14 protein-coding genes and 1 other RNA gene are annotated in these 16,331 nt (G+C 63.9%); 7 read left to right on the top strand and 8 right to left on the bottom strand.

The genetic code is table 11. From position 1 onward, the window contains the following. Nucleotides 1–18 precede the first annotated feature (18 nt). The 3 genes from B6V76_RS02820 to B6V76_RS02810 are packed head-to-tail and all read left to right on the top strand — an operon-like array spanning nucleotide 19 to nucleotide 4,326. Nucleotides 19–1,050 carry a cysteine synthase A gene (locus B6V76_RS02820; protein ID WP_088718678.1) on the top strand — a complete coding sequence of 344 codons (1,032 nt, stop codon included), beginning with the start codon at nucleotides 19–21 and terminating at the stop codon, nucleotides 1,048–1,050. Then, nucleotides 1,047–3,596: a DUF3772 domain-containing protein gene (locus B6V76_RS02815; protein ID WP_088726603.1), complete on the top strand. Its 2,550-nt coding sequence runs from the start codon at nucleotides 1,047–1,049 to the stop codon at nucleotides 3,594–3,596. Before B6V76_RS02820 ends, B6V76_RS02815 begins: the two co-directional genes overlap by 4 nt. Next, entirely contained in the window at nucleotides 3,580–4,326 is a 747-nt protein-coding gene (locus B6V76_RS02810) for an alanyl-tRNA editing protein (protein ID WP_088726602.1), read from the top strand. The genes B6V76_RS02815 and B6V76_RS02810 overlap by 17 nt, the downstream gene beginning before the upstream one ends. Nucleotides 4,327–4,522: 196 nt before the next feature. Here the strand turns inward: B6V76_RS02810 and fumC are convergent, their stop codons facing one another. The 5 genes from fumC to ssrA form a co-directional block, all read right to left on the bottom strand. Next, nucleotides 4,523–5,917, bottom strand: a complete 1,395-nt coding sequence (gene fumC / locus B6V76_RS02805) for a class II fumarate hydratase (RefSeq protein ID WP_075776620.1) — start codon at nucleotides 5,915–5,917, stop codon at nucleotides 4,523–4,525. Nucleotides 5,918–6,013: 96 nt separating this feature from the next. Further along, nucleotides 6,014–6,415 (bottom strand): ester cyclase, encoded by a 402-nt coding sequence (locus B6V76_RS02800; protein WP_088726601.1) that lies wholly within the window; start codon nucleotides 6,413–6,415, stop codon nucleotides 6,014–6,016. Nucleotides 6,416–6,419: 4 nt separating this feature from the next. Beyond that, nucleotides 6,420–6,884 (bottom strand): ClpXP protease specificity-enhancing factor SspB, encoded by a 465-nt coding sequence (locus B6V76_RS02795; RefSeq protein WP_088726600.1) that lies wholly within the window; start codon nucleotides 6,882–6,884, stop codon nucleotides 6,420–6,422. Between the two features lie 353 nt (nucleotides 6,885–7,237). Further along, on the bottom strand, nucleotides 7,238–7,438 hold the full coding sequence (locus B6V76_RS02790) for a hypothetical protein (protein WP_141104869.1): 201 nt from the start codon (nucleotides 7,436–7,438) through the stop codon (nucleotides 7,238–7,240). Between the two features lie 47 nt (nucleotides 7,439–7,485). Next, nucleotides 7,486–7,841: a transfer-messenger RNA gene (gene ssrA / locus B6V76_RS02785) on the bottom strand. A gap of 89 nt (nucleotides 7,842–7,930) precedes the next feature. On the opposite strand from ssrA, the gene B6V76_RS02780 reads away from it, so the two are divergent. The 3 genes from B6V76_RS02780 to B6V76_RS02770 are packed head-to-tail and all read left to right on the top strand — an operon-like array spanning nucleotide 7,931 to nucleotide 11,663. Further along, entirely contained in the window at nucleotides 7,931–9,514 is a 1,584-nt protein-coding gene (locus tag B6V76_RS02780) for a glycosyltransferase (protein WP_088726598.1), read from the top strand. Then, nucleotides 9,511–10,656 (top strand): glycosyltransferase, encoded by a 1,146-nt coding sequence (locus B6V76_RS02775; protein ID WP_166504524.1) that lies wholly within the window; start codon nucleotides 9,511–9,513, stop codon nucleotides 10,654–10,656. The genes B6V76_RS02780 and B6V76_RS02775 overlap by 4 nt, the downstream gene beginning before the upstream one ends. Beyond that, entirely contained in the window at nucleotides 10,653–11,663 is a 1,011-nt protein-coding gene (locus tag B6V76_RS02770; RefSeq protein WP_088726596.1) for a sulfotransferase family 2 domain-containing protein, read from the top strand. The genes B6V76_RS02775 and B6V76_RS02770 overlap by 4 nt, the downstream gene beginning before the upstream one ends. 18 nt (nucleotides 11,664–11,681) lie before the next feature. On the opposite strand, the gene B6V76_RS02765 is transcribed toward B6V76_RS02770, so the two are convergent. Together B6V76_RS02765 and B6V76_RS02760 are read right to left on the bottom strand one after the other, a co-directional pair. Continuing rightward, nucleotides 11,682–12,863 carry a hypothetical protein gene (locus B6V76_RS02765; RefSeq protein ID WP_199224693.1) on the bottom strand — a complete coding sequence of 394 codons (1,182 nt, stop codon included), beginning with the start codon at nucleotides 12,861–12,863 and terminating at the stop codon, nucleotides 11,682–11,684. A gap of 104 nt (nucleotides 12,864–12,967) precedes the next feature. Further along, on the bottom strand, nucleotides 12,968–14,020 hold the full coding sequence (locus tag B6V76_RS02760; protein WP_088726595.1) for an ABC transporter substrate-binding protein: 1,053 nt from the start codon (nucleotides 14,018–14,020) through the stop codon (nucleotides 12,968–12,970). A gap of 206 nt (nucleotides 14,021–14,226) precedes the next feature. Between B6V76_RS02760 and B6V76_RS02755 the strand changes: the two genes are divergently transcribed. Beyond that, nucleotides 14,227–15,639: a deoxyribodipyrimidine photo-lyase gene (locus tag B6V76_RS02755; RefSeq protein WP_088726594.1), complete on the top strand. Its 1,413-nt coding sequence runs from the start codon at nucleotides 14,227–14,229 to the stop codon at nucleotides 15,637–15,639. A 22-nt stretch (nucleotides 15,640–15,661) separates the two neighbouring features. On the opposite strand, the gene B6V76_RS02750 is transcribed toward B6V76_RS02755, so the two are convergent. Continuing rightward, entirely contained in the window at nucleotides 15,662–16,168 is a 507-nt protein-coding gene (locus B6V76_RS02750; RefSeq protein ID WP_088726593.1) for a transcription termination/antitermination NusG family protein, read from the bottom strand. Nucleotides 16,169–16,331 lie beyond the last annotated feature (163 nt).

Here is a 16,331-nt window from a genome sequence, read left to right as displayed (position 1 = left end):
ATACGGGAGGAAAGCGCGATGCGTATCTGCAGCGATCTGGCGTCGGCGGTGGGAAATACCCCGCTCATCAAGCTCAGGAAGGCATCGGAAGAGACCGGCTGCACGATCCTCGGCAAGGCGGAATTCCTCAATCCCGGCCAATCGGTGAAAGACCGCGCGGCGCTCTACATCATCCGCGACGCGATCCAGCGCGGCGAGCTCGCACCCGGTGGCACGATCGTCGAAGGCACGGCGGGCAACACCGGCATCGGCCTCGCGCTCGTGGGCGCGTCGATGGGCTTTCGCTCGGTGATCGTGATCCCCGAGACGCAGAGCCAGGAAAAGAAGGACATGCTGAGGCTGGCCGGCGCCGAGCTGGTGCAGGTCCCGGCCGCGCCCTATCGCAACCCCAACAACTACGTGCGCTATTCCGAGCGGCTGGCGAAGGAACTGGCCAAGACCGATCCGCATGGCGCGATCTGGGCCAACCAGTTCGACAATACCGCGAACCGGCAGGCTCATATCGAAACGACCGGCCCCGAAATCTGGGATCAGACCGGCGGCAAGGTCGACGGCTTCATCTGCGCGGTGGGCTCGGGCGGCACGCTCGCGGGCACCGGCATGGCGCTGCAGCCCAAGGGCGTGAAGATCGGCCTCGCCGATCCCGATGGCGCGGCGCTGCACAGCTATTACACGACCGGCGAGTTCAAATCCGAGGGCTCGTCGATCACCGAAGGCATCGGGCAGGGGCGGATCACCGCCAATCTCGAGGGCTTCACCCCGGATATGAGCTTCAACATCCCCGATAGCGAAGCGCTGCCGGTGGTGTTCGACCTGCTGCAGGAAGAAGGCCTCTGCTTGGGCGGCTCCTCGGGCATCAATATCGCGGGCGCGATGCATATGGCGCGCGAGCTTGGCCCCGGCCACACGATCGTGACGGTGCTGTGCGACTACGGCAACCGCTACCAGTCGAAGCTCTTCAACCCCGACTTCCTCAAGGGCAAGGGTCTGCCTGTGCCGGAATGGCTCGACCGGGCCCCGCGTGAGATGCCGGAGGTGTTCGAGGGATGATCCTGCGTCTGGCGCGTCTGCTATTGCTGGCCGTCGCGCTGGCGCTTCCGGGGATCCTCTTTGCACAAAGCCCCGAGCCGCCGGATTACAAGGCGTGGGAAAAAACCGCGACCGAAGCCGAGCAGATGGTGCAGGCCGACAAGGCGCAGCGCCAGGAATTCGACAAGATCCGGCAGGAGGTCGTCAACTGGCGCGAGAAATTCAAGGCGGCCGAGGATATCAACGCCAGCCAGATCTCGACCGTCAAGGCGCAGATCGAAGCGCTCGGACCTCCGCCGAAGGAGGGCCAGAGCGAGGACAAGGCGATCGCCGACCGGCGCAAGAAGCTCAACGACGAGTTGGCGCAGCTGCAATCGCCGGGGTTGCGCGCGACCGAGGCCGCGAGCCGCGCGGATTCCATCGTTGCCAATATCGACCAGCTTCTGCGCGCGCGGCAGACTGACAAGCTGTTGCGGCTCACACCCTCGCCGCTGAACCCGATAAACTGGCCCGAGGGGCTGAAAGTGCTGTCGGAACTGACCTCCGAGCTTGCCTCGGAGATGGGCCAGCAGCTCAATGACACCGATCCCTATGCCAGTGCGCGCAACAACGCGCCCGCGATCGTGGGCTTGCTGTTGGTGGCGCTGCTTCTGGTGGCGCGCGGCCGGACATGGATCGACAAGCTGGCCGATGTGCTCGAGGCGCGGCTGGCGCGCAATGCGCAGAGGGTGATCGATTTCATCGTCTCGCTGGGGCAGCTCCTGCTGCCGATCGCGGGGATCGTGCTGCTCGAAGCTGCGCTGGTTCAGACCGAACTCTTCGGCTCGCGATGGATGGAGCTGCTCATAGCGATCGGCGTGGTGCTGAGCGCGGCCTTCGTCGCCTTCTGGCTCTCGGGCCGCATCTTCCCGCGCAACGACCGGCAAGTCGCGCCCTTCACCCTGCAAAGCGAGCGTCGCCGCGAAGGCCGGTTGCTGACGATCTCGCTGGCGGTTTTCGCGGCGATCCAGGGCCCGTTCGGCGATTGGCTCGTCGCGCGCGGGCAGGATGTGATCGAGGGAAGCGCGAAAACGGCCGAAGAGATCGATGCGGCGGGGCATACGCTCGATGCCGGTTTCGGCGTCTTGGTCTTTCCGCTGCAGGTTCTCGCCGCGATCGCGCTATTCCGCTTCGGGCAACTGCTGCGGCGCCACCTGCGCAACGAGACCTCCGGCTCCGAGGAGGGCGCGTTCCGCGACCGGCTCGTGGGGGCGCTCGGCAATGCGCTGATCGCGGTCGCGGTGGTCGCGCCGGTTCTGGGCGGTATCGGCTATATCAACGCCGCCAACGCGCTGATCTTCCCGACCATCCTGACGCTGGGGCTGATCGCGCTGCTCCTGGTGCTCAACCAGTTCTTTACCGATGTCTATGTGCTGGTCGCCCGGCGCGAGGACGACGGGCGCGACTCTCTGATCCCGGCGCTGATCGGCTTCCTGCTTGGCCTGCTCGCGATGCCGCCCGCAGCTCTGATCTGGGGCGCGCGCCCGGCCGATCTGGCCGAGATGTGGACGCGTTTCCAGAACGGTGTCTCGGTCAGCGGCGTCACGATCTCGCCTGGCATTTTCCTGACCTTCGCGATCGTCTTCGTGATCGGCCTGATGGTTACCCGGCTCCTGCAAGGGGCGCTGAAAACCTCGCTTCTGCCGAAGACCAAGATCGACAAGGGCGGGCAGAACGCCATCGTCTCGGGCCTTGGCTATTTCGGCATCTTCCTCGCCGCGGTGATCGCGATTTCCTCGGCCGGGATCGACCTCAGCTCGCTCGCCATCGTCGCCGGTGCGCTCTCTGTCGGTGTCGGTTTCGGTCTGCAGACCATCGTGCAGAACTTCGTCTCGGGCATCATCCTGCTGATCGAGCGCCCGATCTCCGAAGGCGACTGGATCGAGGTCAACGGCCAGATGGGAATCGTGAAGGCGATCTCCGTGCGCTCCACCCGGATCGAGACCTTCGATCGCACCGAAGTCATCGTGCCCAATGCGGACCTGATCTCGGGGCAGGTGACGAACTGGACGCGCGGCAATGTCACGGGGCGCCTGATCGTGCCGGTCGGCGTGGCCTATGGCACCGACACCCGCAAGGTTGAGACCATCCTGCACGAGGTGGCCGCGAACCAGTCGCTGGTGATGATGAACCCCGAGCCTGTCGTGATCTTCAAGGGCTTCGGCGCGGACAGCCTCGATTTCGAGGTGCGCGTGATCCTCTCGGACGTGAACTTCATACTCCGTGTCCAGAGCGAGATGAACCACGAGATCAATCAACGCTTCGCCGAGGCCGGGATCGAGATTCCCTTCGCACAGCGCGACGTCTGGTTGCGCAACCCCGAGGTGCTGCGGCCCAGTAAGGACGACGCCGAGGCGCAATCCGACAAGGCCGAGGACAAGGGGTCGGAGGACAGTGACGACACCGCCTCCAAGCGCCCCGTCAGCCGCGCCGAGTATGGCAAGCCCCAACCCGGCGAAGGTCCGGAAGGGTTAGAACAACAGCGCCACGACAGTTCCGATGGAGAGGCCGATGCAGGAGACCGTTAAACAATCGCAGCAGCAAAGCTACCGTATCCACCCCTATGCCCGCGATCTCGAAGTTCGGGTGACCGGACTGACCGACGAAGGCGGCATCTATTGCGCGGATTCGATCTTCTACCCGACCGGCGGCGGCCAACCGGGGGATAGCGGCAAGCTGGTCTGGGACGGCGGAGAGATCGAGATCGCGACCACCGTGAAGGCCGAATCCGGCGCGCCCGGCGCGGTGATCCTCGTGCCCGCCGAGCCGCAGCCCCTGCCGCCTGTCGGTGCTCAGGTGCAGCAGCATCTCGACTGGGAACGCCGCCACCGCCACATGCGCGTCCATACCGCGCTACATCTGCTGTCGGTCGCGATCCCGCTGCCGGTGACGGGCGGACAGATCGGGTCCGACAAGGGGCGGCTCGATTTCGATATGCCGGAGAGGCCTGAAGATCTGGAAGCGATCGAACGGCAGCTGAACGATTGGGTCGCGCAAGACCTGAAAGTGGTCGAGCATTGGATCACCGATGCCGAACTCGAGGCGCAGCCAGAGCTGGTCAAGACGCTCTCGGTCGCGCCGCCCAAGGGGCAGGGCTGGGTGCGGCTGGTCGCGATCGGCGAAGCTGCCGACCGCATCGACCTGCAGCCCTGCGGCGGCACCCATGTCGCCTCGACCGGCGAGATCGGTGGCCTCCGGCTCGGCAAGATCGAGAAGAAGGGCAAGATGAACCGCCGCGTACATCTTCATCTTGCCTGAGAACTGCGGGCCGGGCAGGGGCGCTGCCCCTCTGCCTTCGGCATTCACCCCGGGATATTTAGACAAGCCCGAACGGACAGAGCTGCATCGGGCTTGCCGAAATATCCCGGGGGAGCGCTGAAAGCGCGGGGGCAGAGCCCCCCAATGAAAAAAGGGCGGCCACCGGGGCCGCCCTTAGTGATTCATGAAAGCTGGATCAGGCTTTCGGGCCGATCATCTGCTCGGGGCGGACGACCTTGTCGAAGGTTTCCTCGTCGACGAAGCCAAGCTTGATCGCCTCCTCCTTCAACGTGGTGCCGTTCTTATGCGCGGTCTTCGCGACCTTGGTCGCGTTGTCGTAGCCGATCGTCGGCGCGAGCGCGGTGACCAGCATCAGCGACTCGTGCAGCAGCTTCTCGATGCGCGGCTCGTTGGCCTCGATGCCGGCAACCATGTTGTCGGTGAAGGCCGAGGCGCTGTCGCCCAGAAGCTGCATGGATTGCAGCACGTTGTAGCTCATCATCGGGTTGTAGACGTTGAGCTCGAAATGGCCTTGCGAGCCGGCGAAACCGATGGCCGCGTCATTGCCCATGACATGGGCGCAGACCATGGTCAGCGCTTCGGCCTGCGTCGGGTTCACCTTGCCCGGCATGATCGAGGAGCCCGGCTCGTTTTCCGGCAGGATCAGCTCCCCCAGGCCGCAGCGCGGGCCAGAGCCCAGCAGGCGGATGTCGTTGGCGATCTTGAAGAGCGAGGCGGCCACGGTTTTCAGCGCGCCCGAGAACATGACCATCGCGTCATGCGCGGCGAGCGCTTCGAACTTGTTCGGCGCGGTGACGAAGGGCAGGTCGGTAATCTCGGCCATATTCGCCGCCACCGTCTCGGCCCAACCGACTTGGGTGTTCAGACCGGTGCCGACGGCGGTGCCGCCTTGGGCCAGTTCGTAGATGTCGCCGAGTGAGGCTTCGACGCGCTCGATTCCCTTCTTCACCTGATGGGCGTAGCCGGAGAATTCCTGGCCGAGGGTCAGCGGCGTCGCGTCCTGCGTGTGGGTGCGGCCAATTTTGATGATGTCCTTGAAGTCCTCGGACTTGGCTTCCAGCGCCGCGTGCAGTTTGCGCAGACCGGGCAGCAGCACGTCGCGCGCCTGCATCGCGATCCCGACATGCATCGCGGTCGGGAAGGTGTCGTTCGAGGACTGCCCCATGTTGCAGTGATCGTTCGGGTGGACCGGGTCTTTCGAGCCCATCTCGCCGCCCAGAATTTCGATCGCGCGGTTCGAGATCACCTCGTTGGCGTTCATGTTCGACTGCGTACCCGATCCGGTCTGCCAGACCACGAGGGGGAAGTTGTCGTCGAACTTGCCTTCGATCACTTCGCCGGCCGCCTCGATGATCGCATCGGCGATCTTCGCGTCCAGCTTGCCCTGCGCCTTGTTGGCCATCGCGCAGGCTTTCTTGATCACGCCGAGCGCGCGGATGATCGGGACCGGCTGGCGCTCCCATCCGATCGGGAAGTTCATGATCGAGCGCTGCGTCTGCGCGCCCCAATATTTGTCTGCAGGAACTTCAAGCGGGCCGAAGCTGTCGGTTTCGGTGCGGGTCGCGGTCATCTGGGCCTCCATGATTGCGCGCAATCTTTCGCACGCACTGATAGGGCCCGCGAAGGAATTTTGCAACGGTATACGGAGGTATACTTGGGGCGGCTCTCAGATCTGTGCGGCGATCGCATCCCGGTCGATCAGCGAATGCACCTCGCGGATGCGGCCATCTGCAACGCGATAGAAGACATGCTCGTCGAACCTCACGCGGCGGCCGTTCACCGGCAGATCGAAGAGCAGTCCCACGGGCGTGCAGTCGAAGCGCAGCCGTGCTGCGATCACTGGCGGATCGGCCGCAAGTGTTTCCGCATCGAAATGAAGGTCGGGGATCGCGCGATGGTCACCCTCGAGCATCTCCCGGTAGCCCGCGAGGCCAAGCGGGCGCGCATTATGAGTGACCTCGGGATGCACGAAATCACCGAGACGCGCCCAGTCCTGTTCGTTCAGGCAAGTCAGATAGCCGCGATAAAGCGACAGAAGCGCTTCGCGGTCCGGAGGCTCCGACGCCACCGGGTTACTTGCGGAATTGATCGAGGCTCACGACCTCGGCCTCGCCACGCGCGGCGGGGGGCGCCTCTTCTTCCTCGGCCACCTCTTCCTCTTCGAACTCGTCTTCGTCGTCATATTCCTGCGTCTCGAAACGCAGGCCGAACTCTACCGAGGGATCGACGAAGGTGGTGATCGCGTCGAGCGGCACATAGAGCGGCTCGGGCGAATTGCCGAAGTTCAGCGTGATCGAGAAACCGTCCTCGCCCACTTCGAAATTGTCATACCAATTCTGGATGACGATCGTCATTTCCTCGGGGTACCGTTCGCGCAGCCAATCGGCGAGTTCGGCGTCGGGATGACGGGTATCGAAGGTGATGAAAAAGTGGTGTTCACCGGGCAGGCCATTCGCCGCGATGTCGCTCAGCACTGTCTGGATCAGCCCGCGCATCGCGTGATGCATCAGGTTTCCGTAATCAATGGATTGCGTCATGGCCAAGTCCCTTTCTTCTCGGCCTCAAGCATAGGGGATTCTTGGCGGGCCGCAAGGCGGGCGAGGGAGCGCGAAGCGCGACTTTGCGGGGACGCGCCAGCCTCGCCGCGATCGATGCCTTTGCATCCTAGAGGCGAGACGGGGTAGCGTTTCTGCTTACTCCAGCATCTCCCCGGATAGGCAGAGCGCGACCGTGTCGGGGACATCAGTTCCAAGCCCTCGAACAGCGCGATCACGTCGTAAGTGTTGTAAGCTTCCACGATTTTTTCTCCGCGAAATCGCATGGCCAATTGTCCGGTAAACCCCACCGAACGCGCGGTCTGCGCGGATTTTCCCGCGACTTTCAGAAGCGTTCAGAGCCATTCGCCGCATTCGACATGGCGCAGCACGTCTATCTGAATTCCGTGTAAATGCGCCCGCAACGCCGGCACCCGTTCGCCGAAAACCTCCGGTCGAATCTCGAGCCCAGAGATCAGTCCTTTGGTCAAGGCATCCGCGTCAAACAACCCGTCGATCTCGTCCAGCCGATCCTTTCGGGCCAGCATTGCAGCCACGAATATCAAACCGGTTTACGGTGATCGAATGAACAAAGGGGGGAAGAAATGCAGGATTCTGTTGCAAGGCTCCTGCGGGCCCCGCCTTACGCGGCTAAGCGCAAGGAGTTAAGTTTCGGTTACCCGAGCTGCTTATGCAGCCAGAGCGACCGGAGCACGGTTGTCGTTGGCAACTGTACAATTTGCACCGATAACGGTGGTGGCTCACCGGGACAAAGCAAACATCTTTACACGTTCGTCGATCCTATTTCGGCCCCATTCTCCCCCAACGAGGGTTGATTGGTGGAGCCGCCGGGTACCGCCCCCGGGTCCGATCCGCTTATTACATGCGCGTTTATGCCCATAGTCCCCGTTGCCGGGAACGCTTTGGAATATAGGGGGAAGATCAGGGCGCTTCAAGGCGTCGGATGGGATGAATGCGCATTAACCGGACGTGAACTTGCAGCACGCTATAGCTCGAGTCGGGTCAAGAACTGGCCATGGAGGGGCGCGATGCGCGACAAGACGATCCTGATCGATCTCAGCACGAGCTATCAGTTCCGCCATTGGCGCCCCATGGGCATCCTTCGGGTGGAACATGAGGTCTGGCGGGCGTTTGCCGCGCACTTCGGCGTGCGGACGGTGCCAGTGATCTATGACGAGGCGCGTGGCGGGTTCTATCGCATCCCTCAGGCGATCTTCGAAGAGGTCATCTTTCGCAACGGTTTTCAGCCGGAGGCGCCTGCGCGCGCCCTCACCGCGCCGCGCCGCTGGCGGTCATGGGCGCGGATCGGGCGGTTTGTCTGGCGAGTCTCGCGCAGATTGCGGGCGGTCGGACGCGACTCGGGGCAGGGCGAAAGACCAAGCGAAGCTGCACTTCGTGCGCGGCGTGAGAGCGCCGCGGCGGAGGAATTGCTGCGGCTGAGCGGTGACGAATATGCCCAGATGCGCCGCTGGCTCGTACGGCTCGAGCGGATCGCTCCGCCTATCGCGCCGCGCATCCGCGCGCTTGATGCGCTCAATCACCGGGCGCATTACGGGCTCATCGATACGGTCCATGACGAGATCTGCGCCGATCGAAACCGGATTTCGCCCGAGGAAGTGAGTGACTATGTCTCGGCCGGCGGATTCTGGGGCGATGCGCGCTACCGCGCGGCCTATGAGATGCGCCAGTCCCACGGCTGGCGGCTGAGCTACTACATTCATGACCTGATCCCGATCCTCTGGGGGCATGTCGCCGAACCCACTACGCGCAAGACTTTTCCGCCCGCGCTGCATTGGATGCTCTGGGGGGTGGATCGGATCTGGACGAATTCAGAGGTGACGCGGTGCGATCTGCTCGCCCACGCCGCCAGTTGCGGCTACCCCGAGTTGGACCCGACCCACGTGCGTGTCGTTGCCCTCGGTGCCGATGCGCTGCCGCGAACCACGCCCGCCGACGATCTCTCGGGAATCTTCGCGCACCGAAGCCTGGAGCCCGGGCGTTACGTCCTCATGGTCGGCACGCAAGAGCCGCGCAAGAACCACGCATTCGCCTATCGCCTCTGGCGGGAGCTGTGTGCGCGGCACGGCGGCGATGTCTTGCCCTTGGTCTGGGTGGGGCAGCCCGGCTGGTCCATCGACCCGCTGCTCGCGATGGTGCGGGCCGATCCCGGCCTGCCGCATGGCGCGATCCGCATCCTCGACGATGTGGACGATGCCGAGTTGCAGGTGCTCTACGGCAACTGTCGCTTCTCCATCTACCCCTCCCATTACGAAGGGTGGGGCCTGCCTGTCGTGGAATCGCTGCTGCATGGCAAACCTTGTCTCACGTCGGATGCGCCGGCGCTGATCGAAGCCGGGGGCGGGGCCTCCGAGGCGATCGGTCTGTTCGAGGGCGAGCGCTGGCTTGCGCGCACCGAGGCGCTGATGGTGGACGAGGCGGCCTATCGCGCGGCCTGCGCGCATGTGGAGCGGTTCAAGCCGCATAGATGGGCCGATTTTCGAGTGGCGTTGACCGAAGGTTTCGACGTGGACTCGTCGGAGAAATCTTCACGTCCCGCCACATCCTACGCGCTTTCCGAAAACGCCACGACCTACCGGGAGGACGCCGCATGAAGATCGCCGCTTTCGGTCATTATCCGATCCACCGCCCGCTACATGGCGGTCAGCGCCGAGTCGCAGCGATCGCGCGTCAGGCGCGGGCGGCGGGGCATATCTTTCGCTATGTTCCGATCTATTCGACGCGCGGCTATCCCGACGGCTCCCCGGACGAGCAACGTACGGCGGTGCCGATGGCGCTGCTGCCGCGTCTCCACGATCCGCAGCGCCGAGAGGATCTGCATATATCGGACACTCTCGCCGCTCATCCATTGATCCCCGGGCTGATCGGCGAGTTGCGCGACTTCGCACCCGACGCGGTGCAGTTCGAGCATCCCTGGCTCTATCCGCTTTTCGCCGAAGCGCTGGAACGCGACCCCATCCTGCGCCGCGCCCGACTCATCTATTCCGCCCATAATGTCGAGGCGGCGCTGATCGACCCACATTGGCGCGCGCAGGCGGAAGCGCTCGAAGCGGCGCTCGTCGCGGCAGCCGATCTGGTCATCGCGGTCTGCGAGGCCGATGCACGGCACTTCGCGTGCCAGCAGGGCGCGCCGGCGATCGTCGTGGCTCCGAACGGCTGCTGGGCGCCCGATCCCGAGGCGCGTCCACCCGCACCGTTGGATGGGGCTTACGCACTCGTTGCGGGCTCGGCGCATCCGCCGAACGCCACGGGCTATTGGGCGTCTTTTGGCGAAATTCCGGGGTTCCTTCCGCCGCGTAGCCGTCTCGCCGTCGCGGGGGCGATGACCCACCTTATTACCACCGACGTCCGCTATGAACGTTACGCGCAGATGAACGCGGAATTCGTCGCGCCCCTGGGCGTGGTGGCGGAAGAAACCTTGAGTGGTCTTCTGCATCACGCCCGCGCCATCTGCCTGCCGATCACCGAGGGAGGCGGCACCAATCTCAAGACCGCGGAGGCGCTTTTGTCCTGCAAGCCCGTCGTCGCGATGCGCCCCGCGATGCGCGGGTTTGAAGACGCGGAGGGACTGAGCGGCGTTCATGTCGCGGACGATCCTGTGCAGTTTCGTCGCTTGTTGCGCGATGCCATGACGGGGGCGATCGGCTCGCAGCGCCGCCCCGAAGACGTAGCGCAATATGGCTGGCCCGCGCAGCTCGCGCCTCTGATGCCCCGCTATGAAAGTCTCGCCGCATGACGGATTTATCCCTGCAGCCCGTCGCCTTTGACGATCCGGAACTGGCCGCGCAAATGCGCGCCACGCCTGACGCGATCGACACGTTGTTTCAGGCCTATCTCGGGCGGCCTGCGAAAGCGCGGGCGCAGGCCGCGTTGAAAGAGCGGCGCGCGAGCGTGGCCGATGTCGAGCGGGAGTTGCGCGGGTCGGAGGAATATCGACGCAAGGCCCGGCTTCTGCGCGATCAGGATCGTAGCCAGTACGATGGCGCGATGCTCTACATTGCGCCGGCGCGGGCGGTGTTCTGCCCGATCGCGAAGGTCGGCAATACCTCGGTCAAGGATTGGGCTCTGCGGTTGGTGGGCGATGGACGACCCGAGCCGGGCATGTCGCATTACTGGCTCGATTCCGGACAGAGCCGCATGCAGGCACGCCACTGGGCCTTCGCCGCACGCGCCCGCGTTGATCACGCGCCGGATTGGGTCTCGGTCGCGCTTCTGCGCGATCCCGTCGATCGGCTCGTCAGCTGCTATTGCGACAAGTTCGGGCGCAACCGAATGCACGACTCGGTGCTCCATCATACCCGGTCGGTCTATGCGTTCTTCGCGGGGGGAGACGCGCCGGACCGGGAGATGGTCGAGCGCGGGCTGAGCTTTCGCCAATTCTGTTTCTACATCAACGCCACTGCGCGCGAGGTGCAGGACAGCCACTGGGCGGCACAGTGGAGCTACCTGCAAAATCGCCGCTGGGACAGGCTCTTCGCGCTGGAAAAGATCGAGAGTTTCGAGGCCTTCCTGCGTGAGCGCCTGCCGGAGGATCTGCACGAGATCCGGCTCGGGCTGACCAATGCGGCGCAAAAGACACGCGGGACGCCGACGCGCGATCTCTCCGATGCGCTGCCGGGGGACTGGATGGCGGCGCGCACCCCGCCTTACGAGGCGTTCCTGACGGACGATATTAGCGGCTTCATAGGGGATTACTATGCGCTCGATGCGCGGCTGCATGCGCAGGCGCTGGCCGAGAGCTAGCTTGGCCGGATAGGCGCCTCAGTCGCCTTCGGCCGGGATGCCCAGAAGCGTGATCGCAACCCCAAGCGCAGCAAGTGCCCAGAACGCGTGGCGCTTCGTCCCTTCGGTTTGCAGTGCGGCCAGCACTGCTTGCAGCGCGTAATAGCCCGCGAAGGCGCGCGAGGCGTAGGAGATGATCTGGAACAGGTCGGTCGTCCAGGTCAGCACGATGCCCGCGCCGATCAACACCGGGTAGGCCGCCTTTTGCGGGATCTTCCCACGCGAGAATTCCGCGATCAGACCGCCCGCGCCACCGGTATCGGCCACGGCAGCGGAGAACTGCGCGGCCAGCGCCGCGGCTACCAGCATGGCCGGCAGGATCGGGGCGACGACGCGCATCATGTCGATGATCGCGGTCTCGGTCAGGTTATGGGCGTTGGGCGTGAAGATGTAAGCCAGCAGCGCGATATAGACCATGTAGATCGCGGTCGCGAGCATCTGCGCCCATTTCATCGCAGCGACCCGGGTGTCGGCATCGTAGCTCTTGCCCAGATAGCGCGCGGTCTCGAACCCCTGCACGGTCACGATCAGGCCGAAGAGCAGCCGTAAAGAGTCCCACGGGCCCAGCGTCGGCGCATCGACCACAAGATCGCCCGCGACGGCGACCTTGCCGAAATAGACCGCAAGGCCGAGGATCAGTCCGGCGATGATCGCGAGCTTGAGTGCGACCGAGGCATATTCCATCTGCTCGAGCCGTTTGAACCCGCCCGAGAACCCGGCGATCGCGACGATGGCGAGCATCGTCGTCGTCACCGCGCGCGCCGCGAAATCCGTGTTCCACGGCGTAAGCGAAACCGCGAATGCCCCGAACAGGTTGAGGTAATAGGCGACCGAGATGACATAGGCGAAGGCGAGTGCGAGCTGTGCCACCTCTTCGATGCGCTTGACGGCGCGGGTGTCGGGCACGTCCTCGGCGCGGATATTGGCGCGCACGGCCGCGCCGAACAGCCATCCCAAGCCACACAAGGCCGCCATCGCAAGCGGCGCGAAACTGCCGTAGCGCACCTCTAGGATCGGCCCCAGCACCAGGAAGCCCGAGCCGATGATCGAGGCCAGCGGCGTCACCATGGCGCGCCAGCGCGGCAGGTCGCGTAGCTGCGGCAGGAACATCGCGGCAAGGACGATCAGGGCGAGAATGAGAATGGCTGCGTCGAGGATCATGGTCGGTCTCAAATGGTCGGTTGCACGCAGCTAGCACGAGGGGGGCAATTAGAAAGGGCCGCGTCTGACGCGGCCCTCGGGTTGTGACGTATTCGGCGCAGTGATCAGAAGCCAGCCTTGATCTTCTCGAACTCGGCCAGTTGCTTTTCACGCAGCTCCGGCGAGTTCGGCGTCTGTGCGAGGACAGGCGCGTTGATCTCGGTCAGGCCTGCCGTTTCCAGCTGCTCCGGCGGGATCAGTTTCATCGCCTCGGTGTTCGTGTGACCATAGCCGATCTCGTCGACGAGAACCGGGCCCGCCTCCGGGCGCAGCCATGCGTTCATGAAATCGTAAAGCTTTTCTTCCGAGCCGGGACCGTCCTTGAGGTTCACGAAGCCGCAGAACCAGGTCGACGAGCCCTCTTTCGCCTCGCGCTGGAAGGCGACCGGATAATTGTCGTCCTGCAGATAGGCGACGCCGTCATTCCACGACCACGCGACCAGAACCTCGCCCGAGGCCATCAGCTGGGCCTGCTGCGAGGGGTCGGTCCAGTAAGATTGCACGTTCTTGTTGGCTTCGCGCAGCCAGTCGGCGGCGGCCTTGAACTGTTCGTCGGTGACATTGGTCCAGTCGGTCACACCGGTCGCCAGATAGGCCAGCGCCCAGACGTCGTCCGAGCTGTCGGGCAGCGAGGTGCGGCCCGCATATTTCGGGTTCACGAAGACATCGAGGCTGGCCACGTCCTCGGCCGCGACTTTGTCGGGATTGTAGGCGATCGCGGTCGCGCCCCAATCGGTCGGCAGGTACCAGACGTTCTTGTCGTCATCGACGAAAATCTTCGAGTTCAGGTATTTGGGGTCGATATTCTTGAACTCCGGGATCTTGGAGACATCCCAGGGCTCGATCAGCCCGGCGTCCTTGTATTTCGAGATCATCTGCGAACAGGGATGGGCGGCATCTGCTTTGAAGCCGGAGGCGAGTTTCTGATAGGCTTCGTCGTCATCGCCGTAGAAGGCGTAAGTCGGGCTGTCGCCGTATTTGTCGATATAGGGCTGGAACAGGCCCGGGATTTCGAAGCCGGCCCAATCGAAGATAGTCAGGTCCGGATCGGCGGCCCGCGCGGGCGCGCTCAGCGCGGCCACGGCGATCCCCGCCATAAGGAGAGCAGAAGTCTTCATTGTATCTTCCCTGTTTTGTGTTCGTTTTGTGAAAACGCTAGAGCGGCTTTTTCGCCCTCGCAAGAGGCATTTGCACGGTCGTTAGGCAGAAGTGCCGGGTTCGACGGTGCGGCGCTATGGTCAAGCGGGGCGGATGCGGAAAATTTGGGCGCGACTGAACCGGATCGGGCGCGGCGCGTAGGGAGAGGGAGGCAAAGGAGACGAGCATGAGTGACACCCCCGTCCTGTTATGGCTGCGGCGCGACTTCCGATTCCACGATCATGAGGCGATGGCGGCGGCCGCGAAGACCGGTGCCCCGGTGATCCCGGTCTTCATCCATGACGACCAGGTCGAAGCCCTGGGGGCGGCGGCGAAATGGCGGCTCGGTCTTGCGCTGGAGGCATTTGCGGAAAGCCTCTCGGAGAAAGACTCGAAGCTGATCCTGCGCAAGGGCGCGCCGCTTACGGTGCTCCGTGCGCTGATCGAGGAGACGGGCGCGGGCGCGGTCTACTGGTCGCGCCGCTACGACAAGCCGGGTCGCGACACCGATACGGAGGTGAAATCCGCGCTCTCCGACGACGGGATCGAGGCAAAAAGCTTCACCGGGCATCTGCTGTTCGAACCGTGGACGGTGGAGACCAAGACCGGCGGCCCCTATAAGGTTTACACTCCCTTTTGGAACGCGGTGAAGGGCACGGATGTCGCGCCGGAAGTTAAGACAGTGTCTGAACTTCGCACGCCAAGTAATTGGCCAAGAAGCGAAAAGCTGGACGACTGGAGGATGGGAGCGGCGATGCGGCGCGGTGCGGCCATCGTTGCGAAACATGTCAATGTCGGCGAGCGCGCCGCGCAGTCGCGGCTGTCGAATTTCCTGCGCGATCGCCTCTCGGCCTACAAGACGCAGCGTGATGTGCCCGCTTCGGGCGGTACCTCGGGCCTGTCCGAAAACCTGACTTATGGCGAGATCTCCCCGCGTACGATCTGGCATGCCGGTTATCGCGAGATGGCCGAGGGCAACCCCGGTGCAGAGACCTTCCTGAAAGAGCTCGTCTGGCGCGAATTCGCCTGGCACCTGTTCTTTCACTGGCCCGACATGGCCGAGCGCAACTGGCGCGAAGAGTGGAACGGTTTCGACTGGCGGCGCGACAATAACGATGCCGAGGCGTGGCGGCGGGGCATGACCGGCGAGCCTTTCGTCGATGCGGCGATGCGCGAGATGTATGTCACCGGCACGATGCATAACCGCGCGCGGATGATCGTGGCCTCCTATCTCAGCAAGCATCTAATGACCGATTGGCGGGTCGGGCTGCGCTGGTTCGAGGATTGCCTGATCGACTGGGATCCGGCGAGCAACGCGATGGGCTGGCAATGGGTGGCCGGGCCGGGGCCGGACGCGACGCCTTATTTCCGCGTGTTCAACCCCGAGACGCAGCTCGAGAAATTCGACAGGGACGGGCGCTACCGGAAGGATTTCATCGCCGAGGGGCAGGCCAATCCGCCCGAGACGGCGACGGATTATTTCGAAGCGATCCCAGAGAGTTGGCATCTGTCGCCGGAACAGGATTACCCCGAACGGCTGATTGATCTGAAAGAGGGGCGCGCGCGCGCTTTGGCCGCCTATGAACAGCACAAAGGCTAGGTTGCCGCGGTAATTGAGAGTCTCAGATCAAGACGTCGGATGTCGCCTTGATCCGGGTCTCGCGGCCCATGAAATCCAGCAGCAGCCAGACCCGTTTCTCGGCATCGACCTTTTCGACCGTCGCCACGAAATCCGCGAAGGGACCGGTCGCCAGCGTGACCTCGTCGCCGGGCGCGTAATCCGGCAGCGGCTGTAGCTGATCTTGCGTGTCGCAGCGCGCGCGCAGCGCCTTGATCATCGCATCGGGCACCGGCGTCGGACGCCCCGCGAGCGCCACGAGCCGCGTGATCCCCTGCGTGCCGTTCACCGCGCCCAGACGCGCCGATTTCGTCTGTTCGCGCACGAAGAGATAGCCCGGAAAGAGGGGTGCGCTGCGGGTCACGAACTTGCCCGACTGGCGCCGCGTCGTCTCGACCGTCGGCAGGAAAATGTCGAACCGCTGCCGCTCCAGATTACGCCGGGCGATCGCGGCGCTGTTGGGCTTGAACTGCGCCACATGCCACGCGCGGGCCGGGCTCTGATCGGTCATGGCTTGGGCCTTTTGTCCAACCGGGGTGTGCTTTGCTGACTGATGGATAGGGCCTGACAAGTCAATCTGACAAGGCGAATTCGTGCGTAAAAATGCGCGCCAAAGTGGTTCCGAGCGTCGTTAACGTAACGTTAGGAATGACCGTGCAAAGCTCCGACATGGC

The organism is Thioclava sp. IC9, assembly GCF_002213225.1.
Lineage (GTDB): Bacteria > Pseudomonadota > Alphaproteobacteria > Rhodobacterales > Rhodobacteraceae > Thioclava > Thioclava nitratireducens.
The sequence above is the reverse complement of the archived record's forward strand: the minus strand, read 5'-3'. Positions and strand labels throughout refer to the sequence as shown.